Origin of the sequence: Mycobacterium hippophais (genome assembly GCF_027529605.1) — a bacterium.
Lineage (GTDB): Bacteria > Actinomycetota > Actinomycetes > Mycobacteriales > Mycobacteriaceae > Mycobacterium > Mycobacterium arseniciresistens.
The window spans coordinates 34,456-56,107 of the sequence record NZ_JAPZPY010000002.1 but is presented as its reverse complement, the minus strand read 5'-3'; the positions used below and the strand labels follow the sequence as shown (position 1 = coordinate 56,107).

General features: G+C 70.2%; 23 protein-coding genes, 1 tRNA gene and 1 other RNA gene. 15 read left to right on the top strand and 10 right to left on the bottom strand.

Features of this window, described 5'->3' with window-relative positions:
* Nucleotides 1-48 precede the first annotated feature (48 nt).
* The 4 genes from O6P37_RS06065 to O6P37_RS06050 all read left to right on the top strand — a co-directional run bounded on the left by O6P37_RS06065 (nt 49) and on the right by O6P37_RS06050 (nt 2,040).
* Nucleotides 49-474: a DUF3052 domain-containing protein gene (locus O6P37_RS06065; protein WP_264010563.1), complete on the top strand. Its 426-nt coding sequence runs from the start codon at nt 49-51 to the stop codon at nt 472-474.
* Complete coding sequence (locus tag O6P37_RS06060; protein ID WP_269893230.1) at nt 474-941, top strand: peroxiredoxin; 468 nt, start codon at nt 474-476, stop codon at nt 939-941. Before O6P37_RS06065 ends, O6P37_RS06060 begins: the two co-directional genes overlap by 1 nt.
* 40 nt (nt 942-981) lie before the next feature.
* Nucleotides 982-1,053 (top strand) — tRNA-Val (locus O6P37_RS06055).
* Nucleotides 1,054-1,083: 30 nt separating this feature from the next.
* Nucleotides 1,084-2,040, top strand: coding sequence for a cobalamin biosynthesis protein (locus tag O6P37_RS06050; protein ID WP_269893229.1), 957 nt, complete (start codon nt 1,084-1,086; stop codon nt 2,038-2,040).
* Here the strand turns inward: O6P37_RS06050 and O6P37_RS06045 are convergent.
* From O6P37_RS06045 to O6P37_RS06035, 3 genes are read right to left on the bottom strand one after another with little or no spacing between them, the layout of a single operon-like run.
* A complete protein-coding gene (locus tag O6P37_RS06045; RefSeq protein ID WP_269893228.1) occupies nt 1,994-2,821 on the bottom strand; it encodes an SURF1 family cytochrome oxidase biogenesis protein in 828 nt (275 codons plus the stop codon). The genes O6P37_RS06050 and O6P37_RS06045 overlap by 47 nt on opposite strands.
* Nucleotides 2,821-3,315 carry a low molecular weight protein-tyrosine-phosphatase gene (locus O6P37_RS06040; protein ID WP_269893227.1) on the bottom strand — a complete coding sequence of 165 codons (495 nt, stop codon included), beginning with the start codon at nt 3,313-3,315 and terminating at the stop codon, nt 2,821-2,823. Before O6P37_RS06040 ends, O6P37_RS06045 begins: the two co-directional genes overlap by 1 nt.
* A complete protein-coding gene (locus O6P37_RS06035) occupies nt 3,308-3,988 on the bottom strand; it encodes an HAD-IA family hydrolase (protein WP_269893226.1) in 681 nt (226 codons plus the stop codon). Before O6P37_RS06035 ends, O6P37_RS06040 begins: the two co-directional genes overlap by 8 nt.
* 71 nt (nt 3,989-4,059) lie before the next feature.
* Here O6P37_RS06035 and O6P37_RS06030 point away from each other — a divergent pair, with 71 nt between their 5' ends.
* The 3 genes from O6P37_RS06030 to O6P37_RS06020 are packed head-to-tail and all read left to right on the top strand — an operon-like array spanning nt 4,060 to nt 7,030.
* Complete coding sequence (locus O6P37_RS06030) at nt 4,060-5,202, top strand: Nif3-like dinuclear metal center hexameric protein (protein ID WP_269893225.1); 1,143 nt, start codon at nt 4,060-4,062, stop codon at nt 5,200-5,202.
* Entirely contained in the window at nt 5,199-5,930 is a 732-nt protein-coding gene (locus O6P37_RS06025; protein ID WP_269893224.1) for a zinc ribbon domain-containing protein, read from the top strand. Before O6P37_RS06030 ends, O6P37_RS06025 begins: the two co-directional genes overlap by 4 nt.
* Nucleotides 5,930-7,030: a bifunctional RNase H/acid phosphatase gene (locus tag O6P37_RS06020; RefSeq protein WP_269893223.1), complete on the top strand. Its 1,101-nt coding sequence runs from the start codon at nt 5,930-5,932 to the stop codon at nt 7,028-7,030. Before O6P37_RS06025 ends, O6P37_RS06020 begins: the two co-directional genes overlap by 1 nt.
* Before the next feature lie 13 nt (nt 7,031-7,043).
* On the opposite strand, the gene O6P37_RS06015 is transcribed toward O6P37_RS06020, so the two are convergent.
* Nucleotides 7,044-7,628, bottom strand: a complete 585-nt coding sequence (locus tag O6P37_RS06015; protein WP_269893222.1) for a helix-turn-helix domain-containing protein — start codon at nt 7,626-7,628, stop codon at nt 7,044-7,046.
* A gap of 47 nt (nt 7,629-7,675) precedes the next feature.
* On the opposite strand from O6P37_RS06015, the gene O6P37_RS06010 reads away from it, so the two are divergent.
* Nucleotides 7,676-8,632, top strand: a complete 957-nt coding sequence (locus O6P37_RS06010) for an NAD(P)/FAD-dependent oxidoreductase (protein ID WP_269893221.1) — start codon at nt 7,676-7,678, stop codon at nt 8,630-8,632.
* Entirely contained in the window at nt 8,625-9,248 is a 624-nt protein-coding gene (locus O6P37_RS06005; RefSeq protein WP_269893220.1) for a class I SAM-dependent methyltransferase, read from the top strand. Before O6P37_RS06010 ends, O6P37_RS06005 begins: the two co-directional genes overlap by 8 nt.
* Before the next feature lie 8 nt (nt 9,249-9,256).
* On the opposite strand, the gene O6P37_RS06000 is transcribed toward O6P37_RS06005, so the two are convergent.
* Complete coding sequence (locus O6P37_RS06000; RefSeq protein WP_269893219.1) at nt 9,257-9,985, bottom strand: 2OG-Fe(II) oxygenase; 729 nt, start codon at nt 9,983-9,985, stop codon at nt 9,257-9,259.
* Nucleotides 9,985-10,494: a methylated-DNA--[protein]-cysteine S-methyltransferase gene (locus O6P37_RS05995; protein WP_269893218.1), complete on the bottom strand. Its 510-nt coding sequence runs from the start codon at nt 10,492-10,494 to the stop codon at nt 9,985-9,987. The genes O6P37_RS06000 and O6P37_RS05995 overlap by 1 nt, the downstream gene beginning before the upstream one ends.
* A gap of 110 nt (nt 10,495-10,604) precedes the next feature.
* Here O6P37_RS05995 and O6P37_RS05990 point away from each other — a divergent pair, with 110 nt between their 5' ends.
* Nucleotides 10,605-12,188 (top strand): HNH endonuclease signature motif containing protein, encoded by a 1,584-nt coding sequence (locus tag O6P37_RS05990; RefSeq protein WP_269893217.1) that lies wholly within the window; start codon nt 10,605-10,607, stop codon nt 12,186-12,188.
* 26 nt (nt 12,189-12,214) lie between these two features.
* On the opposite strand, the gene O6P37_RS05985 is transcribed toward O6P37_RS05990, so the two are convergent.
* Together O6P37_RS05985 and O6P37_RS05980 are read right to left on the bottom strand one after the other, a co-directional pair.
* Nucleotides 12,215-12,631, bottom strand: coding sequence for a VOC family protein (locus O6P37_RS05985; protein WP_269893216.1), 417 nt, complete (start codon nt 12,629-12,631; stop codon nt 12,215-12,217).
* 10 nt (nt 12,632-12,641) lie between these two features.
* The gene (locus O6P37_RS05980; RefSeq protein WP_269893215.1) at nt 12,642-13,094 is read right to left on the bottom strand and encodes a helix-turn-helix transcriptional regulator; all 453 of its coding nucleotides are present in this window, start codon (nt 13,092-13,094) and stop codon (nt 12,642-12,644) included.
* Nucleotides 13,095-13,137: 43 nt separating this feature from the next.
* Here O6P37_RS05980 and rnpB point away from each other — a divergent pair.
* An RNA gene (gene rnpB, locus O6P37_RS05975) (RNase P RNA component class A) lies at nt 13,138-13,523 on the top strand.
* A 24-nt stretch (nt 13,524-13,547) separates the two neighbouring features.
* Here the strand turns inward: rnpB and O6P37_RS05970 are convergent.
* On the bottom strand, nt 13,548-15,101 hold the full coding sequence (locus O6P37_RS05970) for a CYTH and CHAD domain-containing protein (RefSeq protein ID WP_269893214.1): 1,554 nt from the start codon (nt 15,099-15,101) through the stop codon (nt 13,548-13,550).
* 131 nt (nt 15,102-15,232) lie between these two features.
* Here O6P37_RS05970 and O6P37_RS05965 point away from each other — a divergent pair, with 131 nt between their 5' ends.
* Nucleotides 15,233-16,012: an enoyl-CoA hydratase/isomerase family protein gene (locus O6P37_RS05965; RefSeq protein ID WP_269893213.1), complete on the top strand. Its 780-nt coding sequence runs from the start codon at nt 15,233-15,235 to the stop codon at nt 16,010-16,012.
* Here O6P37_RS05965 and panB read toward each other — a convergent pair.
* Nucleotides 16,009-16,869, bottom strand: coding sequence for a 3-methyl-2-oxobutanoate hydroxymethyltransferase (gene panB, locus O6P37_RS05960; protein WP_269893212.1), 861 nt, complete (start codon nt 16,867-16,869; stop codon nt 16,009-16,011). The genes O6P37_RS05965 and panB overlap by 4 nt on opposite strands.
* 157 nt (nt 16,870-17,026) lie before the next feature.
* Between panB and O6P37_RS05955 the strand changes: the two genes are divergently transcribed.
* The 3 genes from O6P37_RS05955 to O6P37_RS05945 all read left to right on the top strand — a co-directional run bounded on the left by O6P37_RS05955 (nt 17,027) and on the right by O6P37_RS05945 (nt 21,603).
* On the top strand, nt 17,027-18,418 hold the full coding sequence (locus O6P37_RS05955; RefSeq protein WP_269893211.1) for a WS/DGAT/MGAT family O-acyltransferase: 1,392 nt from the start codon (nt 17,027-17,029) through the stop codon (nt 18,416-18,418).
* Nucleotides 18,419-18,476: 58 nt separating this feature from the next.
* Entirely contained in the window at nt 18,477-19,997 is a 1,521-nt protein-coding gene (locus O6P37_RS05950) for an alpha/beta hydrolase (protein WP_269893210.1), read from the top strand.
* A gap of 64 nt (nt 19,998-20,061) precedes the next feature.
* Entirely contained in the window at nt 20,062-21,603 is a 1,542-nt protein-coding gene (locus O6P37_RS05945; protein ID WP_269893209.1) for an alpha/beta hydrolase, read from the top strand.
* Nucleotides 21,604-21,652 lie beyond the last annotated feature (49 nt).

Below are 21,652 nucleotides of genomic sequence, written 5' to 3'. Positions count from 1 at the left end.
CGTGCGACGATAGGGCCGGTGCACTCACAGACACAAGGAGGACCGACGGTGGTCGCGGCGGCGGACGCCCCGAACTTCGCCCAGGGGCTGGGCATTGAAAAGGGTCAGGTTGTCCAGGAGTTGGGCTGGGACGAGGACGTCGACGACGACATCCGGGCCGACATCGAGGACGCGTGCGGCGGCGAGCTGCTCGACGAGGATGCCGACGAGGTCGTCGACGTGGTGCTGCTCTGGTGGCGCAACGACGACGGCGATCTCGTCGACCGGTTGATGGACGCCATCACCCCGCTGGCCGAGGACGGTGTCATCTGGGTGGTCACCCCGAAGACGGGCAAGCCGGGTCACGTGCAGCCGGCGGAGATCGCCGAGTCTGCGCCGACCGCCGGGCTGATGCCCACGTCGTCGGCCAACCTCGGCGACTGGATCGCCAGCCGGCTGGTGCAGCCGAAGTCCAAGGCCGCGGGAAGGCGTTAGTGCTGGGGCCGGGGGCGCAGGCACCCGACTTCACACTGAAGAACCAGCACGGCGCGCCGGTGGCCCTCGCGGACTTCCGTGGTGCGCGCAACGTCGTGCTGGTCTTCTTCCCGCTGGCGTTCACCCCGACCTGTCAGCGCGAGCTCGACGAGATCCGCGACAACCTGTCCCGCTACGACAACGCCGACACGGCGACGCTGACCATCTCGGTCGGGCCGCCACCCACCCACAAGGCGTGGGCCGGCCGCCACGGTTATTCGTTCCCCGTGCTGGCCGACTTCTGGCCGCACGGCGCCGTCGCGAAGGCCTACGGGGTGTTCAACGACGACACCGGATATGCCAACCGCGGGACGTTCGTGGTGGACCGCTCCGGGACCATCCGGTTCGCCGAGATGAAGCAGCCGGGGGAGCCGCGCGACCAGGCCGTGTGGACCGCCGCGCTGGCGTCGTTGGCATCCGCCGACTGATTTCCGATCGCAGGTCACCGCCGTGTAGCCTGCCCCGCACGGGCGTGTAGCTCAGTGGTAGAGCTCTGGTTTTACACACCAGCGGTCGGGGGTTCGAAACCCTCCGCGCCCACTCATGATCAGCCGTGAGACGCTTCCCTCCGTGTCGATCTCAGCGGGCGTCGCGGCCGGGTGTGCGGCCGATCTCGCGTTCGGCGATCCGCGGCGCGGCCACCCGGTGGCGTTGTTCGGCGGCGGTGCCGCCGCGTTGGAGCGGCTGACCTACGCCGACTGCCGCGGCGCCGGTGTCGCGCACACCGGTGTGCTGCTCGGTGTGCTGGCCGCGCTCGGTGTCTCGGCGCAGCGGAGGTCGCGGCGCGGTGGCGGGCTGGCGATCGCCTCGGTGACGGGTCTGGCGACGTTCGTCGCGCTCGGTGGTACGTCGCTCGCACGGGTGGGAGCCGACATGTCCGCACTGCTGGACGACGGCGATCTCGACGGCGCCCGCCGGCTGCTGCCGTCGCTGTGCGGCCGTGACCCGTCGGTGCTCGACACCGCGGGCCTGACGCGAGCGACGGTCGAGTCGATCGCCGAGAACACTTCCGACGCGCAGGTGGCGCCGCTGTGGTGGGCGTCGGTGGCCGCCGTGCCCGGCGTGCTGGTCTACCGCGGCGCGAACACCCTCGACGCGATGATCGGCCACCGCTCGCCGCGCTATGCGAACTTCGGTTGGGCCGCCGCGCGTCTGGACGACCTGCTGAACTACCTGCCGGCCCGGATCGCCGGTCTCCTGGTGGTACTGTGCGCCCCGGTGGTCGGCGGCTCGCCCGCGGCCGCGGTGCGGGCCTGGCGGCGCGACGCCGCGCGCCATCCCAGCCCGAATGCCGGCGTGGTGGAGGCGGCGTTCGCCGGTGCGCTCGGAGTGCGCCTGGGCGGGCCGACGCAGTACGCCCACGAGCTGGAGATCCGCCCGACCCTCGGCGACGGCCGCATCCCGGAGGTCGCGGACGTCGGCAGGGCCGTGCGCCTGTCGCGGGCGGTGCAGCTGGCCGCCGCGGCGCTGGCGATCCTGCTCAGCGCCGCCGGCCGTAGCGGTCGGCGATCTTCTGTTCGGCGGTGAGTGGCGCAGGCGGTGCCGCTGCCGCAGCGGCCGCCGCGGCCTTCTCCAGTCGGCGCTGCCGGATCTCGGAGTACACGAAGTAGCCGAGCCCGATGGGGGCGATGATGCCGAACGCGATCCACTGGATGCCGTACGACAGGAACGGCCCCGCGTCGAGGTGCGGCAGCGGGATCGCCCCGAGGCCGCCGGGCTGATCCTCGACGAGTTGCAGGTAGGAACTGGTGAGCGGGACACCCGTCAGCGCCGAGACCTGCGCGGTGTTGATCGAGTACACCTGGTCGAAGCCCTCGGCACGCATCGGCTTCTTGTCGGGCGCAACCTGTTCGGAGTCGCGCAGCCGCGCGGTGATGGTGACCGTGCCGCCCGGCGCGGGGTCGATCGGCGGCACCTGGGAGCCCTGCTCCGGTTTGGCGTACCCGCGGTTCACGAGCACGGTGGGCCCGCCGTCGACGGCGAACGGCACCAGCACTTCGTAGGCGGGGTCGCCGTCGACCACCCGCAGCCGGGCCAGCACCTGCGCGTCGGGCAGATAGCGGCCGGTCGCCGTCACCCGCCGCCACTGGTCGTCGGCCGCCGACGAATCCTGTTGCGGCAGCAGGGTTGTCACCGGAACCGGATCCGCGGTCAGCGAGTAGGCGATCTGGTCGTTCTCGCGAGAGGTCTTGGTGTTCTTGCCGAGCTGCCACGGCGCCAGCACGGTGAAACACAGATAGGCGAACGCCATCACCACGACGAACAGGGCGAGCCAGCCCGGTCGCAGGAAGAACGCCCACCGTCGCATCAGCTGGCCAGCCCGCGTTCGGCGAGGCGTTCGTCCACCCAGTCGTGCAGGCCGGGCAGCGCCGCCTCGATCACACCGAAGACGTCCTCGAAGTCGTCCTGGGTGCCGTAGTAGGGGTCGTCGACGTCCAGTGCGTGCGCGCCCGAGCGCGGGTCGAACGAGCGCAGCATCCGCAGCCGGGTCGACGGCACGCCCTGTTCACCGAGCATGCGCAGGTGGTTGCGGCCCAGCGCCACCACCAGGTCGGCGCTGCGGTGGTCGTCGTCGACCTGCGCCGCGCAGTGGGCCGAGGGGTAGCCGTGGGCACGCAGCACGCGACCGGCGCGGCTGTCGGCCGGGTCGCCCGCGTGCCAGCCGCCGGTGCCCGCGCTGCTCACCCGCACCACCTCGGCCAGGCCGCGCTCGGCGATCTGATGGGCGAACATCTTCTCCGCCATCGGCGAGCGGCAGATGTTGCCCGAGCAGATGAACGTGACATGCAGTGGCTCAGACACCGAGCACCTCGCGCAGATCGGCCACGGTGGCGACGTGCGCCCGCCCGCGCACGGCGCCGGGCCCGGTGAAATCGGTGCGGCCGTAGCCCCAGTCGACCACCACCGTGTCGATGCCGTGCGCGGCGGCGCCTTCCACGTCGTGGCTGCGGTCGCCGACCATCAGCACCCGCTCTGGCAGCGGCGTCAGCTTCGCCAGCGCATGGGCCACCACGTCGGCCTTCGCGGCGCGCGTTCCGTCGACGCTGGCGCCGGCGATCACCTCGAAGTGGTCGGCCAGACCGAAGTGCTCGAGGATCCGGTGCGCCGTGGGCTCGGCCTTGGACGTGGCCACCGCCAGCCGCACGCCGGCCGCCCGCAGATCCGCCAGCAGGTCGGGGATGCCGTCGAACAGGCTGTTCATCGACCAGCCGCGCGTCGTGTAGTCGGCCCGGTAGGCGGCGACGGCGGCGGCGGTGCGGTCCCCGAGCCCCATCGCGCCGAGCGTGTGGTGCATCGGCGGCCCGATGATCCGGCCGGCCAGGTCGCCGTCGGGCACCGTGGCGCCGACCTCGGCGAGCGCGTGCTTGAAGCTCGACACGATCCCGCGGGCGGAGTCGGTCAGGGTTCCGTCGAGGTCGAAGAGGATCAGCTGCGGTCGCGTCCCGGCGAGCGTGCTGTCCAGCGTGTCCGTCACACCGCCATTGTCCCCGACGCGGTGCGTCGTCCCGAAATCCCACCGGACGGACCGCCCATTACTGTCGTGATGTGGGGAGTGTCCGTCTGGCCGAGATCATCGACGTCCTCGACGACGCGTATCCGCCCGGGCTTGCCGAGGGCTGGGATTCGGTGGGTCTGGTGTGCGGTGACCCCGACGAGGCCGTCACGTCCGTGACGGTCGCGGTGGACGCCACCGCCGACGTGATCGACGAGGTGCCCGACGGCGGGCTGCTGCTGGCGCACCACCCGCTACTGCTGCGCGGTGTGGACACCGTGGCGGCGAGCACCCCCAAGGGCGCGCTGGTGCACCGGTTGCTGCGCTCAGGGCGCGCCCTGTTCACCGCGCACACCAACGCCGACATCGCCCGACCCGGCGTCTCCGACGCGCTCGCCGAGGCGATCGGGCTCGAGGTGGGCGACGCGCTGTCCCCGTCCGGCCCGGGTACGAACCTGGACAAGTGGGTCGTCTACGTGCCGACCGAGGATTCCGACGCGCTGCGCGAGGCGCTCTTCGCTGCAGGCGCCGGCCACATCGGCGATTACTCGCACTGCAGCTGGACCGTTGCCGGGACCGGTCAGTTCCTGCCGCACGACGGCGCGAACCCGGCGATCGGCAGCGTCGGCGCCGTCGAGCGGGTGCCGGAGGACCGCGTCGAGGTGATCGCACCGGCCAAGCTGCGGGCACACATCCTGGCTGCCGTGCGCTCCGCGCATCCCTACGAGGAACCCGCCTTCGACGTGTTCGCGCTGGCGCCGCTGCCGGGCGACACCGGCCTCGGCCGGATCGGCGAGCTGCCCGCACCAGAACCGCTCTCGGCGTTCGTCGCGCGGGTCCGCGCCGCACTGCCCCAGACGACGTGGGGGGTGCGCGCCGCGGGCGATCCGCGTGCGACGGTGTCCAGAGTGGCGGTGTGCGGCGGCGCGGGAGACTCCCTGCTGGACGCCGTGACGGCCGCGGACGTGCACGCCTACGTCACCGCCGACCTGCGCCATCATCCCGCCGACGAGCACCGGCGGGGCTCGCCGGTGGCGCTGGTCGACGTCGCGCACTGGGCGAGTGAATTCCCCTGGTGCCACCAGGCCGCCGAGCTCCTGCGTGGCCGGTTCGGCGCCGCACTGCCGGTGCAGGTCTGCCCGGTGCGCACCGACCCGTGGAACGTCGAGGACGACCGTACGGAAAAGAGGACATGAAAGCCGAAGTAGTGCACCAGCGTTCGTTGCTCGAGCTGGCCCAGGTCGACGCCGAGCTGAGCCGGATCGACCACCGGACCAAGAACCTCGCCGAGCAGCAACGGTTCGACGCCGTGCAGGCCGAGCACAGCGCGGCCAACGACAGGCTGGCCGTCCTGCGGATCGCGCTGGACGATCTCGAGGGCCAGGCGACCAAGCTCGAAGGTGAGATCGACTCGGTGCGCAAGCGGGAGGACCGGGACCGCGCGCTGCTCGACAACGCCACCAACGCCAAGCAGATCACCGAACTGCAGCACGAACTCGAGACGCTGCAGCGCAGGCAGGCCAGCCTGGAGGACTCGCTGCTGGAGGTGATGGAGCGGCGCGAGGAACTGCAGGAGCAGCAGGCGGCGGCGCTCACCGACATCGACGACCTGCAGACCGGTCTGAGTGCCGCCCGGGCGGCGCGGGACGCGGCGGTCAACGAACTCGGCCAGACCCGGCGCCAACGTGCCGAGCGCCGTGACGAACTCGTCGAAGCACTCGACGCCGAGCTGGTGAAGCTCTACGAGCGTCAGCGGTCCGGTGGCGGTCCCGGGGCGGGCGCGCTGCAGGGCCGGCGGTGCGGTGCCTGCCGGATCGAGATCGACCGCGGCGAGCTGGCGAGGATCTCCGCCGCACCCGAGGACGAGGTGCTCCGATGCCCGGAGTGCGGCGCGATCCTGTTGCGGGTCAAGGACAACGGCTGATGAAGGTGATCGTCGAGGCCGACGGCGGGTCGCGCGGCAACCCGGGTCCCGCCGGCTTCGGTGCGGTGGTGTTCTCGGCGGACCGTGCCACCGTTCTGGCCGAGAGCAAGCAGGCGATCGGGCGTGCTACCAACAACGTCGCCGAGTATCGCGGGCTGATCGCGGGACTCGAGGAGGCTGCCGCGGTGGGCGCCACCGAGGTGGCGGTCGCCATGGATTCCAAGCTGGTGGTCGAGCAGATGAGCGGCCGCTGGAAGGTCAAGCATCCCGACCTGATCGAACTGCACGGCGAGGCACAGGGTGTGGCGGGCGGATTCGAGCGGGTGGACTACCGCTGGATTCCGCGCGCACAGAACTCGCACGCCGACCGGCTGGCCAACGAAGCCATGGACGCCGCGGCGGGAATCGGTGACGGCCCGTCCGAGCCGGCGGAGAATTCAGCGTCGACACAAGTGGTGTCGAACCCGGCGGGATGGACCGGTGCGCGAGGCGCACCCACCCGGCTGATGCTGCTGCGGCACGGGCAGACCGAATTGTCCGTGCAGCGGCGTTATTCCGGCCGAGGCAATCCGGCGTTGACCGAACTGGGCCGCAGGCAGGCCGACGCTGCGGCGGCATACCTCGGTGAGCACGGCGGGATCGCGGCCGTCGTGACGTCGCCGCTGCAACGCGCGTACGACACCGCCGCGGCGGCGGCCAAAGCCCTCGGGCTCGACCTCAGCGTCGACGAAGACCTCATCGAGACGGACTTCGGTGACTGGGAGGGCCTGACGTTCTCCGAGGCCTCCGAGCGCGATCCCGAACTGCACTCGCGGTGGCTGCGCGACACCGCCATCGACCCGCCCGGCGGCGAGAGCTTCGACACCGTGGCGCACCGGGTCCAGCGGGCACGCGACCGCATCATCGCCGAGCACGGCGACGCGACCGTCCTGGTGGTGTCCCATGTGACGCCGATCAAGACCATGCTGCGGTTGGCGCTCGACGCCGGGCCCACGATCCTCTACCGGCTGCACCTAGACCTGGCCTCCCTGAGCATCGCCGAGTTCTACCCCGACGGCGTTGCGTCGGTGCGGCTGGTGAACCAGACGTCCTATCTCTGACCGGACGCGCCGATCAGGACGTGTGCAGGTGCAGGCGCTCGCCGTGCGGCCCGAAGATCGCAAGCGCCTCGACCGCTTCCTCCACGGCGCCGAACCAGTGTGGCGTCCATGTCGAGAACTCCACCGCCTCACCGGGTTTGACGGTGAAATCCTGGTCGCCCAGGATCAACCGAAGTCGGCCCGAGAGCACGTACATCCAGTCCTGCCCCTCGTGCACCGGCAGCGACTCCGGCGGCTTGCGGCGCCGGGCGCTGACCCGGATCTTGAACGCGTGCAGGCCGCTTGCCGGGCCCTGCCGGGTCAGCGGCCAGTAGGTGACCCCGTGATGGGTGTGTGAGCTGCTCTTCACCCGTGGGTCCTCGGCGTCGGGCGCACGCAGCAGGTCGTCGGTGCTCACCGACAGTGCGGCGGCGAGGCGCGGCAGGTGGTCCAGAGCCAGGCGACGCTTGCCCGATTCCAGCCTGCTGAGCGTCGACACGTCGATGCTCGACCGGTTCGCCACCTCCTCGAGCGTGAGCCCGCGCTGTGTCCGCAACTCCCGTAACCGCCGCCGGACCCGCTGGTCGACGCTGTCTTCCTCCGCCGTCTTTGCCTGCATGGCAAAACAGCTTGGCACCTGACCGGTGTGCGCGGCAACCTCGGGACATGGACGAGATCTGGGACTGTGTGGTGGTGGGCGGCGGCGCCGCGGGTTTGAGTGCGGCGCTGGTGCTGGGACGTGCGCGGCGACGGACCCTGGTGGTCGACGCCGGCACGCAGAGCAACCTCTCCGCGCACGGCATCGGTGGGCTGCTCGGGTTCGACGGCCGGGCGCCCGCGGAGCTGTACGCGGCGGGCAGGGCAGAATTGGCGGCGTATCCGTCCGTGGAGCTGCGCACCGGTGAAGTGGTCGACGCCCAGCGTGCCGACGGCGGGTTCACCCTGCTGCTGCAGGACGATCGACGAGTCACGGCGCGGCGAATCGTGTTGGCGGGCGGGATGTCCTACGACATCCCGGCGCTGACAGGGGTGGACCGGCTGTGGGGCAGGTCGGTGTTCCACTGCCCGTTCTGCCACGGCTGGGAGGTCAGGGATCAACCCGTCGCGGTGCTCGCCCGCGGACCACGTGCCGTGCACGCGTCGCTGCTGTTGCGGGGATGGAGCGACGACGTCGTGGTGCTCACCGACGGACCGGCGGACCTCGACAGCGAGGACCGCGCGCGACTGACCGCGGCCGGGGTCCACATCGATGAGCGGCCCGTGGCGGGGCTGCGGATCGTCGACGATGGGCTCGAGGCAATCGAATTCACCGAGGGGGCAAGCATCGACCGGCGCGCCCTGATGGTGACCCCGAGGCTGCGTCAGCGTTCACCGCTCGCGGCGCAGCTGGGCGTGCGGTTCCAGGAATCACACCCCCTCGCCGACGACGCGGTGGCCGTCGATGCCCTGCAACGCACGTCGGTGCCCGGCGTGTTCGCCGCGGGTGACGTGTGCGTACAGGTGCCGCAGGTCGCGGCGGCGGTGGCCGCCGGATCGCTGGCCGGCGCGTCGGTGATGCAGACCCTGATGGCCGACGACCACGGATTGCCGGTCTCCGAATGGAAGGAACACGTGAATGTCTGAGGCCCAGGAATTTTGGGACGAGCTGTACGGCGCGCGCGAGCGGGTGTGGAGCGGCCGGGTGAATCCCTGGCTCGCCGAGACGGCCGAGCCGCTCTCGCCGGGGCGTGCTCTCGATCTCGGCTGTGGCGAGGGCGGGGACACCGTGTGGCTGGCCGAACATGGATGGCATGTGACGGCGGTAGACATCTCGCCGACCGCGTTGGACCGGGCGGCGGCCGCCGCGGAGGCGGCCGGGATGACGGCGCGCATCGACTTCCAGCGTCACGATCTGCTGGAGAGCTTCCCCGACGGTGAGTTCGACCTGGTGTCAGCGCAGTTCCTGCAGTCGCCGCTGGACTTCGACCGCGACACGGTGCTGCGCCGCGCCGTCGCCGCGGTCGCGCCGGGTGGAGTGCTGATCGTCGTCGACCATGGTGCGGTGCCGCCGTGGGCACATGAGATGGCGCGCAAGCATCGCTTCCTGTCGGTGGACGAGGTGATCGACCCCATCGGACTCGATCCCGCCGAGTGGCAACGGGTTCGCGCCGAGCCGGTCGAGCGTTCCGCCACCGGCCCGGACGGTGAGGCGGGGACCCTGCTCGACAACGTCATCGTGCTGCGTCGGGTGGCGCACTAGGCGGCGGCTCAGGTGGCGTCGTGGAACACCAGGCCGAGGGTGAACCGCTCGCCGGACCGGACCGTCGACACGCCGTGGCGAACCGGCGCGGCACTCCAGCCGCGGGCGGAGCGCACCGGCCGTTCGCGCGTGGTGAACGCGAACCCGTGGCAGAACGGCACCGTCGTCGAGGTGCCGCGGGACTGTGCACGGGGCCGCTGTTCGAGCAGCAGGAACTCACCGCCCGTGTGGTCGATGCCGGGCTCGTTGAGACCGATCACCACCTGCAGGGGAAAGATCATGTCTCCGTACAGGTCCCGATGCAGGGCGTTCCAGTCGCCGGGGCCGTATCGGAGCAGGATCGCCGTCGACCGGGTCTGGCCGGCGGTGTGGCATGCGGCAAGCCACTCGTCGAGGGTGTCTGGCCAGGGGGCCTCGCGCCCGAGCCGGGACCACCAGTCGCGCGCGATCGGCAGAAGGCGGGGGTAGAGCGCGTGCTTGAGCTGCTCGACGGGCTCGGGTAGCGGGCGGTCGAAGTACCGGTACTCGCCGCGGCCGAAGCGGTATCTGCTCATGTCGATCGTCGAGCGGAACTGTGCGTCGTCGTCGTACCGGCCGCGTAGCTCCGCCGCCTCGGCGGAGGAGAGCAGCGCGGGCAGCGGGGCGCCGCCGAACTCGTTGAGTTCGGCGGCGACCCCCGCCCAGTCGGCGGAGTCGACGCGTCGCTGCCAATCACGGTCGTGCACCGCACTGCTCATCAGAAGAGCCTCGCCGCCCTGAGCTCCGCAGGCTCCTCCAGATCGAGCAGCTGCTTCTTGCGTGCGACGCCGCCGGCGTAGCCAGTCAGCCGTCCGGCCTTGCCCACCACCCGGTGGCACGGGATCACGATGCTCAGCGGGTTGCGGCCGACGATCTGACCGACCTCGCGGGCCGTCAAGCCGCCGGCTGTATCCGCCAGCTCGCCGTACGTCACCGTGGCGCCGTAGGGAATCGCGGTGAGCTGTTCCCAGATGCGTCGCTGCACGGTGTCACCGCGCGGATCGATCGGGAGATCGAGCGTGGTGCGGGTGCCGGCCAGGTAGTCGTCCAACCGGGTCTGCGCCTCGGCCAGCAGCGGGTCGGTGTACGCGTCGACGCGTGGGCCGAAGCCGTTCCTCGCCGGTCGCGGCCAGTGCCCCAGGAAGTACAGGCCGGTCAGCGTGTCGCCGTCGGCCACCAGGGTCAAGTCGTCGAGCGGGCTGTCGATCACGGTGTGCCGGATGCTCATGGCGTCCTCCTCTCACCGTGTAGACGGCGGGGGAGTCGGATGTGTGAGGTGACCGAGGTGATGTCACATCGCACATTCGCGTGTCGTACCCCTCTGCCATAATCGAATGTATGTTCGATCCGATGCAGGCAAGCTTCGACCAGGTGCTGGCCGTTGCGCGTCCGGAGTCGGTCCACGCGCGCGAACTGATCTCCGCGGTGTTGGCGGCCGCGCGTCGCGAGAACCAGCAGGCCGCGGCGCGGTTGACCGCGATCGGTGAGTTGTACGCACTGCGGATGTCCGAGCGGAATGAGCTCAGCGACCAGTGGGCCGTGGACACCGAATCGGCCGTGGCCGTCGAGATCGGCGCCGCACTCAACATCGCTTACGAGCGGGCCAAGGATCAGGTCAGCCTCGCTCGCGGACTGCGTGAACGCCTGCCGTTGGTCGCGGCGATGTTCCGCGCCGGTGAGCTGACCCTCGACATCGTCACCACCCTGCTGCAGCGCACGACCCTGATCACCGATCCCGCCGTTTTGACCCACGTCGACGCCACCCTGGCCGGTGCGGCGGCCCGGTTGATGCGGCTGAGCTATGGCCAGGTCTGCGGGTATGTCGACCGCGTCATCGCTAACCATGATCGAGATGCGGTGCGGCGCCGCCAGAAAGCGGCCGACGATCGCGAAATCTACTTTTGCGACGGCCTCGACGGCATGAGCAACTTCGGTGGCACCATGCCGATCACCGACGCCGAGATCTTCGAGCGACGCCTCGACGCGCTCGCCGACACCGTCTGCCCGGCCGACCCCCGCACCAAGAGGCAACGCCGCGTCGACGCCATCGCTGCGATATCCAGCGGTGCCGAGCGCCTGGGATGCCAATGCGGCAATCCCGACTGCCCCAGCAAGGACGCGGTCGCCGCCCCGTTCGTCATCCATGTCGTGACCGGCCCCGACGACCGCGCCGATTCAGGGTCTGACGCCGAAGAGGCCGCTACCGATGCAGAGGTCGATACGGAGGACGCCCAGGATCCGGCCGAGCACGCTTCCAACAGTGATTCGGTGGCGAGCTTGGTGCGCAACGACGGCATCTTGCCACCCGAACAGATCGCCGACTTGGCCGAGCAGGCCACGATCCGCCCACTGATCCATCCTGGTGACGCCGCACCCGAACCCCGCTACACCCCCTCGCGCAAGCTGGCGGAGTTCGTGCGGTGCCGCGACATGGGCTGCCGGTTCCCCGGCTGCGACGTGGCGGCCTTCAGCACCGACATCGACCACACCATCCCCTACAGCCAGGGTGGGCCGACTCAGGCGTCGAACCTGAAATGCCTGTGCCGCCTGCATCATTTGATCAAGACGTTCTGGGGTTGGCGCGACCGACAACAGTGCGACGGGACGGTCATCTGGACCAGCCCGGCGGGCCAGACGTATGTCACCAGGCCGGGTTCGGCGCTGTTGTTCCCCAGCCTGTGCACCCCGACGGCCGCCGCGGTCATCACACCGCGACCCGACGACGAAAGCGGTGAACGCACCGCGATGATGCCGAAACGGCAACGCACCCGAGCCCAGAACAAAGCCGCCCGTATCGCCGCGGAACGCCAACAGAACCGCGAACACCGCGAAGCCCGCAGCCGCGCCCGCCGGGAAGCGCTCGACAAACTCATCGGCCCCGCACCGCCACCACGACCCGGCGACGAACCACCACCCTTCTGATACGAGGCGATGGTTCGTCGTACCTTCTAGGCGAGTTGCGTGACCCGCACGCTGTTGCCGGACGGGTCGCGGAAACCAGAGTCGATGCCGTATGGCATCGGGTGGGGCTCCTCGGTGAATTCCACGCCACGCGCGCTCAGCCGCTCGAATGATCCCTGGCAGTCGTCGGTGGTGAGGAACACCGTTCCCGCGAACCCCTTCGCCGTCAGGTCGAGCACCTGCGCCCGGGTGGCGTCGTCCATCACCGGCGCGCCGGGCACCGCCATCAGGACGATCGACACGTCGTCTTGTCCCGGCGGACCGACCGTCAGCCAGCGGAACGGCGTGTCGATGTCGGGCAGTGAAACATCTTCGCGCACTTCCATTCCGACCTTCTCGGTCCAGAACTTCAATGCGACTTCCTGATCGTGGACCCACAGGTGGGCACTGGCGATTCTCATCATGGGCACGACGCTACGACTGAGCCGCGCCGCCCGTCTTCTCCCCGTGTGCTGTCTTGACCCGGCTGTCCGCCTGCGGCCGGGTGTCGCGCCGCAGGATGCAACTGGGCACCCTCGCGCGCAGTGCTGCGGGCGGCAGCGAGGCCCGGTATGCGGCCGGCGGCCTGCCGTACACCCGGGCGAAGCTGGTGGTGAACGACCCGACGCTGTGCAGGCCGACCATCACGCAGATGTCGGCCACCGAGCGGTCGGTGTAGCGCAGCAGCGCTGCGGCGCGTTCGAGTCGCCGGGTCTGCAGGTAGCTTCGGGGCGACTCGCCGAACGTCCTGGTGAACATGCGGCTGAAGTGCGCGCGGGACAGGCCCGCGGCCGCCGCGAGGTCGTCCACCGTGATCGCCTCGGCGTACCGCGCGTCGACGAGGTCCTTCGCGCGCATCAGGTAGCGGGCCGGCGGCACCTGCGGCATAGCGGTAGAGGTTACTCCCGGGGGAGTATCTTGTTGAGGCGGACGAGTTGGCCGGGCGGCCGCGTGCCGTAGCGATACGGCCCGAGGAAAGTCCGGACTTCACAGAGCAGGGTGATTGCTAACGGCAATCCGAGGTGACTCGCGGGAAAGTGCCACAGAAAACAGACCGCCACCCTCGCGGTGGTAAGGGTGAAACGGTGCGGTAAGAGCGCACCAGCATCCCGGGTGACCGGGGTGGCTAGGCAAACCCCACCCGAAGCAAGGCCAAGAAGGCCGCACCTGGTGCGGTCGCGCAGGCGCCCGAGGGCTGCTCGCCCGAGCCTGCGGGTAGGCCGCTCGAGGCACCCGGCAACGGTGTGTCCAGATGGATGGTCGCCGCCCGGTCTCACCGACCGGGAACAGAATCCGGCTTACAGGCCAGCTCGTCCGCCCCCGCCGCAGCACGGCTGCGAATCAGTCGGCTTTGCGGACCGCCTTGTGCAGTTTGTCGAGCGCGTCGCCGAGCTGTTCCTCGGCCTCCTTCGCGACGGCGTCCTCGTGGGCGAAGAGCAGGCCGTAGGTGAAGGTGTCCTCGCCCGCGGCGTGCGCGGCATCGGCCTGCTGGTGCAGGTGCACCCGGCTGACCACGCTGTCCTGATGGTCGCCCAGCAGAGACTGAACCGCCTTGGCGCGTTCGGCCACCTTGCTCTCACCGGTCGCCGCGGCCGTGTAGCGCAGCCGTTTCGCGCGTTTGCGGATCTTGTGCAGCGCCTCGTCCTGTTCGGCCTGCTCCAGATCGTCGTCCTCGGCGGCGGCCCTGGCCGCCTTGGTGGCCTTTTTGACCTTCTTGTAGGCCGAGTCGATGGAGACCGGCGCGAGTTCCTCACCGGGCCGGGGCGCCGGCGGTTCCGCGGCGACCAGCCCGTCGAGCGCGTCGAGCAAACGGAAGTAGCGCTGCGAGCGCATCGCGATCAGCGACCGCCGCAGCCCGGCGTCATAGCGCTTCTTGGCGCCCTCCACCAGCCGCTCGCGGACAGGTCCGCGCACCAGCTCGGCCGGCAGTCCGGCCAGCGCCTCCTCGTACTTCTCCGCGAGCACCTCGGCATCGCGGGCGACGCCCAGGACTGCGGCGAGCTGCTTGAGCTCCTCGAGGACCCACGCGTCGTCGGAGATGCCGAACGCGCCTTCCGCCGATTGCAGCAGGCTGCGGATCTTGCGGGTCACCACCCGCATCTGGTGGACCGAGTCGTACACGTCGGCGCGTACGGCGCGGTCCCACACCACGAGCTCGTCCACCTGCTCGGCCACCGCGGCGTGGATGGGATCGACCGCACGCCCGTCGCCGTCACCGTCGGTGTCCGCCGGCTCGTCGCCCGACGTGTCGAGCACGCGAGCCAGCTTCGATCCGTGCCCGGCGGGCGTCGCGCCGGCGTCGAACAGCCGGTTGGCCAACCGGTCCAACAGCTCCGCGCCCGCGCGCCCGTCGTCGACGGCGCCCTCGGCGAGTTCGAGTTCCCATTCCCGCCAACGTTGTTCGTCGCCGTCCTCGCCGGCGGTCGCCGTCACCTGGTCGTCGCAGAACTCGGCGAGTGGTGAGTCGTCGGGGCCGAAGAGCAGGTCGACCGTCCGCTGCGTGGAGATGCGCGCGACCGGCGCCAGCGGCCTGTCCCGCACGATGGCCAGCACCACGTCGCGCAATGACTCCGGCACGGTGTCGGCGTCGTCGAGCGGCTGCCTGACCTCGGTCCTGGCGTCCGGCCCGGCGGGCAGCTTGAGGTGCCAACCCGCGTCCTCGCCCCCGGTGCGCCGGCGCAGCGTCACGCGATGGGCCGCGAGATCGCGGCCCGGGGTGTCGAAGTAGACGGCGTCGAGGTGCTGGATCGGCAACCGCTCCACGCGCGACACCGCGGACAACCCCGCGAACGACGGCGACACCGTCGACTCGGTCACCTCGAACTTGCGCTCGACCTCGGTGTGACGCGACGTCTTCTTCGAACCCTTCTGAGCCCCGGCGGAGCTGTCGGCCATAGGTGCATTGTCCTTTCGGGGGCGAAGGCAGGTCTGAACGGCAGGTGGCCACAATGCCACACGAAGGTGAACCAATCGCTCCAAGCGACCGGCGGCCACGCGGGGCGGGCGCCGCGGATACAGTCCCGGGTGTGACCGAATACGACGCCATCACCTTCAGCCAGGACGGCGCCGTCGCGCGCATCACCCTGAACCGGCCCGACGCCGCGAACGGCATGAACGACACGATGACTCGCGAATTGGCCGACGCCGCCAAGCGCTGCGACACCACAGCGGTCAAGGTGGTGGTGCTCACCGGCTCGGGACGGTTCTTCTGCGCCGGTGGCGATCTCAAGTCGTTCGCCTCGGCGCCCAGCCGAGGGGCCTACATCAAGGGCGTCGCCGATGACTTGCACCGGGCCATCTCCACGTTCGCGCGCACTGACGCCGTGCTCATCACCGCCGTCAACGGCACCGCCGCGGGCGCCGGGTTCAGCCTGGCGATCACCGGTGATCTCGTGCTGGCCGCTGAGTCGGCGACCTTCACCATGGCCTACACGAAGGTGGGGCTGAGCCCCGACGGAAGTTCGTCGTACTACCTGCCCCGCCTGGTGGGGCTGCGCAAGGCCCAGGAGCTGATGCTGACCAACCGCACCCTGACCGCGGCGGAGGCAGTGCATTGGGGCCTGGCCACCGACGTGGTGCCCGACGCCGAACTCGGCGAGCGCGCCGCCGGTCTGGCCGAGAAGGTGGCGGCGGGCGCGCGCGGGTCGGGCGGCGCCGTCAAATCGCTGCTGTTGAACTCGTTGAAGAGCAGCCTCGAGGAGCAGATGGAACTCGAGGGCCGGCTGATCGCCGACCGCGCCGACTCGCCCGACGGGCGCGAGGGAGTGGACGCCTTCCTGGCCAAGCGCCGCCCGGAGTTCGCCTAGAAGCTGTGCTCCTCGGCGGGGAACGTCCCGGACGCCACCTCGTCGGCGTACTGGGTTGCCGCGCGGCGCAATTCGTCGCCGACACCGCCGAACTGCTTGACGAACTTGGCGGTCCGGCCGCTGGTGAGGCCGGCCATGTCCTGCCACACCAGGACCTGTGCGTCGCAGCTGGGTCCGGCGCCGATCCCGACGGTGGGGATGGTCAGCTTGCCGGTGATCTGGGTGGCGAGCTCGGCGGGCACCATCTCCATGACGACGGCGAACGCGCCGGCCTCCTGCACGGCGATCGCGTCGTTGATCGTCTGATCGCCCGCGTCGCCGCGACCCTGCACCCGGAAGCCGCCGAGGCCGTTGACGCTCTGCGGGGTGAAGCCGATGTGCGCCATCACCGGGATGCCTGCGGCCGAGAGCGTGGCGATCTGCTCGGCGACGCGTTCGCCGCCCTCGAGTTTGACCGCGTGCGCACCCGTCTCCTTGAGGAAGCGGGTCGCCGTCGCGAGCGCCTGCGTCGGGCCGCCTTCATAGCTACCGAACGGCAGGTCGGCCACGACCAGTGCGTGCGGTGCGCCCCGCACCACGCCGCGAACCAGGGGGATCAGCTCGTCGACGGAGACCGGCACCGTCGTGTCGTAGCCGTAGACGACGTTGGCGGCCGAGTCGCCGACCAGGAGCACCGGGATGCCGGCGTCGTCGAAGACCCGGGCGGTGGAGTAGTCGTAGGCCGTCAGCATGGCCCACTTGTGGCCCTCGGCCTTCCATTTGTGCAGTTGGTGCGTGCGGACCTTGGTCCGGGGCTTGGGCTGTGAGTCGCCGTCGGCTGTTCCCGCGGCAGCACCGTAGACAGTCTGCTCAGACATCGTTGTCCCTTGTGGTGGTCGGTTCGATCCTCGAGGCCCATCAGGGTCCCCGGGTTCGGTTGACCAGTTCAGTGTGCCACCAGGGGCCCGCCAGGTGAACCCCGGCTCAAGTGGACTTTCTCACAACGGCGGCATCTGGGGCCCCTACGCTGGCCACATGCAACGCCTAAGCGGACTCGACGCCAGCTTCCTGTACCTCGAAACCGCACAGCAGCTGCTGCACGTCTGCTCGATCCTGGAACTCGACACGACGACCATGCCGGGCGGTTACACCTTCGACAAGCTGCGTGACGCGCTGTCCAAACGGATCGAGTCGATGCCGCAGTTCCGGGAGAAGCTCGCCGACAGCCGGTTCAACCTCGACCACCCGGTATGGGTGGAGGACGAGGACTTCGACGTCGACCGGCACCTGCACCGGATCGGGTTGCCGCCGCCGGGCGGCCGTTTCGAGCTGTCGGAGATCCTCGGCCACATCGCCTCCCTGCCGCTGGACCGCGCCCGGCCGCTGTGGGAGAAGTGGGTGATCGAGGGCATCGACGGCGCCGACGCCCGCGAGGGCGGCAAGCTCGTGGTGCTGACCAAGGTGCACCACGCCGCTGTCGACGGTGTCACCGGCGCCAGCCTGATGTCTCAGCTGTGCAGCACCGAACCCGACGCGGCCGACCCCGAGCCCGTGCAGGGCGTCGGCGGCGGGAACCAACTGGAGATCTCCGTCAACGGCGCGATCAAGTTCGCCACCCGGCCGCTCAAGTTCGTCAACGCGCTGCCGAGCACCGTCAACACGGTGCTCGACACCGTCAAGCGCGCCCGGGCCGGGCAGTCGATGGCCGCGCCGTTCGCCGCGCCGCAGACGCCCTTCAACGCCAACGTCACCGGCCACCGCAACATCGCGTTCGCCCAGCTCGACCTCGACGACGTCAAGAAGGTCAAGAACCACTTCGGGGTGAAGCTCAACGACGTGGTGATGGCGCTGGTGTCGGGGGTGCTGCGCAAGTTCCTGCTCGACCGGGGACAGCTACCGGAGAGCACGCTGATCGCGATGGTGCCGGTGTCGGTGCACGACAAGTCCGACCGGCCGGGCCGCAATCAGGTGTCGGGCATGTTCTCCCGGCTCGAGACGAACGTGGAGAACCCGCTGGAGCGGATCAAGGCCATCTCCGAGGCCAACTCCGTTGCCAAGCAGCACAGTTCGGCGATCGGCGCGACGCTGCTGCAGGACTGGACCCAGTTCGCCGCCCCCGCGGTGTTCGGCGCGGCGATGCGGGTCTACGCCGCGAGCCGGCTGTCCGGGGCCCGTCCGGTCCTCAACCTGGTGGTGTCCAACGTCCCGGGGCCCCAGGTGCCGCTCTACTACCTGGGGTGCGAGGTCGGCGCGATGTACCCGATCGGTCCGGTCTTCCACGGCGCCGCGCTGAACATCACGGTGATGTCGCTCAACGGCAAGCTCGACGTCGGCCTGGTGTCCTGCCCCGAACTGCTGCCCGACCTGTGGGACATGGCCGACGACTTCGCGCCTGCCCTCGACGAGCTCCTCGACGCCACGCGCTGAACTCGCCCGGCAGCCGCCTCGCCAGCACCGATGGGCGGTCATGGCAGCATGTGGAGCCATGAGACTTCGGATGGGGGTCGTTGCGGCCGCCGCGGCCCTGCTCCTGGTGGCGGGCTGCAGCAACGTCGTCGACGGACGTGCGGTCCTCGCCGTGCCACGGCCGGGCACACCGGTGCAGTGGGTGCTGTGCCAGGGCTCCGCGCCGGCGGGCGATTCCCGGATTCCGCCGGGCGCCGAGTGCGGTCTGCTGTCGGTGCCGGTGGACTACTCCAAGCCCGACGGTGACGTCGCGCGGCTGGCGATGATCCGGTTCAAGGCCACCGGCCCGAACCGGATCGGCTCCCTGGTGATCAACCCGGGCGGGCCGGGGGAGTCGGGCGTCGAGGCCGCGGTGTCGACGCTGCCGTCGATCCCGGACTCGGTCCGCGAACGGTTCGACCTGGTCGGTTTCGATCCGCGCGGCGTCGCCTCGTCCACGCCCGCGGTGTGGTGCAACTCCGACGCCGACAACGACCGGCTCAGGGCCGACCCGCAGGTCGACTACACCCCCGAAGGCGTCGAGCACATCGAGAACGAGACCCGTGCGTTCATCCAGCGGTGCGTCGACAAGTCGGGTGAGAACTTCCTGGCCAACATCGGAACGGCCAACGTCGCACGCGATCTCGATGCGATCAGGGAGTCGCTCGGCGACGAGAAGCTGACCTATCTCGGGTATTCGTATGGCACCCGCATCGGGTCGGCGTATGCCGAGGCGTTCCCGGAGAAGGTGCGGGCGATGATCCTCGACGGCGCGGTGGATCCGAACGCCGACCCCATCGAGGCCGACATCCGCCAGGCGGCGGCGTTCCAGCAGGCGTTCGACAACTACGCCGCCGACTGCGCCAAGGCGCCGGACTGTCCGCTCGGCACCGACCCGGCCAAGGCCGTCGAGGTGTACAAGAGCTTGGTCGACCCGCTCGTCGAAACGCCCGCCAAGACCGACGATCCGCGCGGCCTCTCCTACAGCGACGCGATCGTCGGCACCATCATGACGCTGTACTCGCCGAATCTCTGGCGGCATCTGACCTCCGGGCTCACCGAGCTCGAGCAGGGCCGTGGCGACACGATGCTGATCCTCGCCGACCTGTACATGCGCCGCGACGCGACGGGGCACTACAACAACTCGACCGACGTCCGGGTGGCAGTGAACTGCGTCGACCAGCCGGCGGTGAAGGACCGCGACAAGATCGTCGAGCAGGACCGCAGGCTGCGCGAGGTGGCGCCGTTCATGAGCTACGGCGACTTCACCGGTAACGCACCGCTGGGCACCTGCGCGATGTGGCCGGTGCCGCCGACCAGCAAGCCGCACGAGATCTCGGTGAGCGGGCTGCCGCCGGTCCTGGTGGTGTCGACGACGAACGATCCGGCGACGCCGTATCAGGCCGGGGTGGACCTGGCCCGCCAGCTGGGCGGCACGCTGGTGACGTTCGAGGGCACCCAGCACACCGTGGTGTTCCAGGGCAACAGCTGCGTCGACGACATCGCGGCGACCTACCTGGTGGACGTCACGGTGCCACCGGCCGACACCCGTTGCAGCTGAGCGGGTCACAGCCAGGTCACCGTTTCGTACCGGCGGCAGACCTGCCGCGGCCGGCCGTGCGACCATGAGCGCCATGTGGCGGGTCGGGCGGCGGTCGTTGGCGGCTGCGCTCGTGCTCGTCATGCTTCCCGCTCCCGGTGCGGCGCCCGCGTCCGCCAGCCCCGAGGGCCAGGCCACCCAGGCCTACGGGCAGCCGCCGGTGTGGGGTGGCTGCGCCGACATGCTCGGCGACGTCAGCCGCATTCCGACCGCTCAGTGCGGCCGGGTGGCGGTACCCGTCGACTGGAACGACGCGGCGAATCCGCAAGCGGCGCAAGCACAATTGGCGGTCATCCGCGTCCCGGCCCGTGGTGAGCGCATCGGTGTGCTGATGGTCAATCCGGGCGGCCCCGGCGGCTCGGCCGTCGACACCGTCGCCGGCATGGGCGCCGCACTGGCCGACACCGAGATCGGCCGGCGGTTCGACCTGGTCGGTTTCGACCCGCGCGGCGTCGGCCATTCGACACCGGAACTGCGGTGCCGGACCGACGCGGAGTTCGACGCCTACCGCCGCGAGCCGATGGCCGACTACAGCCCGGCAGGCGTCGCGCACATCGAGGGGCTCTACCGCCGGCTCGCTCAGCAGTGCCTCGACCGGATGGGTGCGCAGTTCCTGGCCGGCGTGGGCACCGCCTCCGCGGTGCGAGACATGGACGCCGTCCGCGGCGCGCTCGGCGAGCAGCAACTGAACTATCTCGGGTTCTCCTACGGCACCGAGATCGGCGCCGGCTACGCCGAACAGTTCCCCGAGCGGGTGCGGGCCATGGTGCTCGACGGGGCGGTCGACCCGAGCCTCGATCCGACCACCCGCAACCTGCGCCAGCTCGCCGGATTCCAGCGGGCGTTCGACGCCTACGCCGCCGACTGCGCGAAGTCGGCCGGGTGTCCGCTGGGCACCGATCCGGCCCAGTTCGTCAACCGCTACCACCAACTCGTCGACCCACTGGCGCAGCGCCCCGCCCCGACCTCGGACCCGCGGGGGCTGAGCTACCAGGACGCCATCACCGGCACCGGCAGCGCCCTGTACTCGAAGCGCTTCTGGCCCTACCTGACCAGCGGGCTGCTCGGTCTGGCCCGCGGCACCGATCCGGGTGACCTTCTGGTGCTGGCCGACGAGTACCAGAAGCGTGACCGCGCGGGTCACTATGCCAATCAGCAGGACGCGTTCACGGCGATCCGCTGCGTGAACGCCGCATACCCGACCGACCCTGCGGTGTGGGCCGACGTGGACCGGCAGGCCCGCCAGGCCGCGCCGTTCCTGGCCTACGGGTCGTTCACCGGGTTCGCTCCCCGCGACATCTGCGCGATGTGGCCGGTGCCGCCGACGTCGACGCCGCATCCGGCCGTGAGCCCCGGTCCCGGCAAGGTCGTCGTGGTGTCGACGACCCGTGATCCGGCGACGCCGTACGAGGCGGGCGTCGAGCTCGCACGGCAGCTGCAGGCGTCGCTGATCACCTTCGACGGGACCCAACACACCGTGGTGTTCAACGGCGACGCGTGCGTCGACACGGCCACCCTCCGGTTCCTCGTCGATCAGCAGGCCCCGCCGGCCGGTCTGACTTGCTAGATCTAGCAGCGGCGTAACACAGATTTAACAGCCGGAACCTACGCTGCGA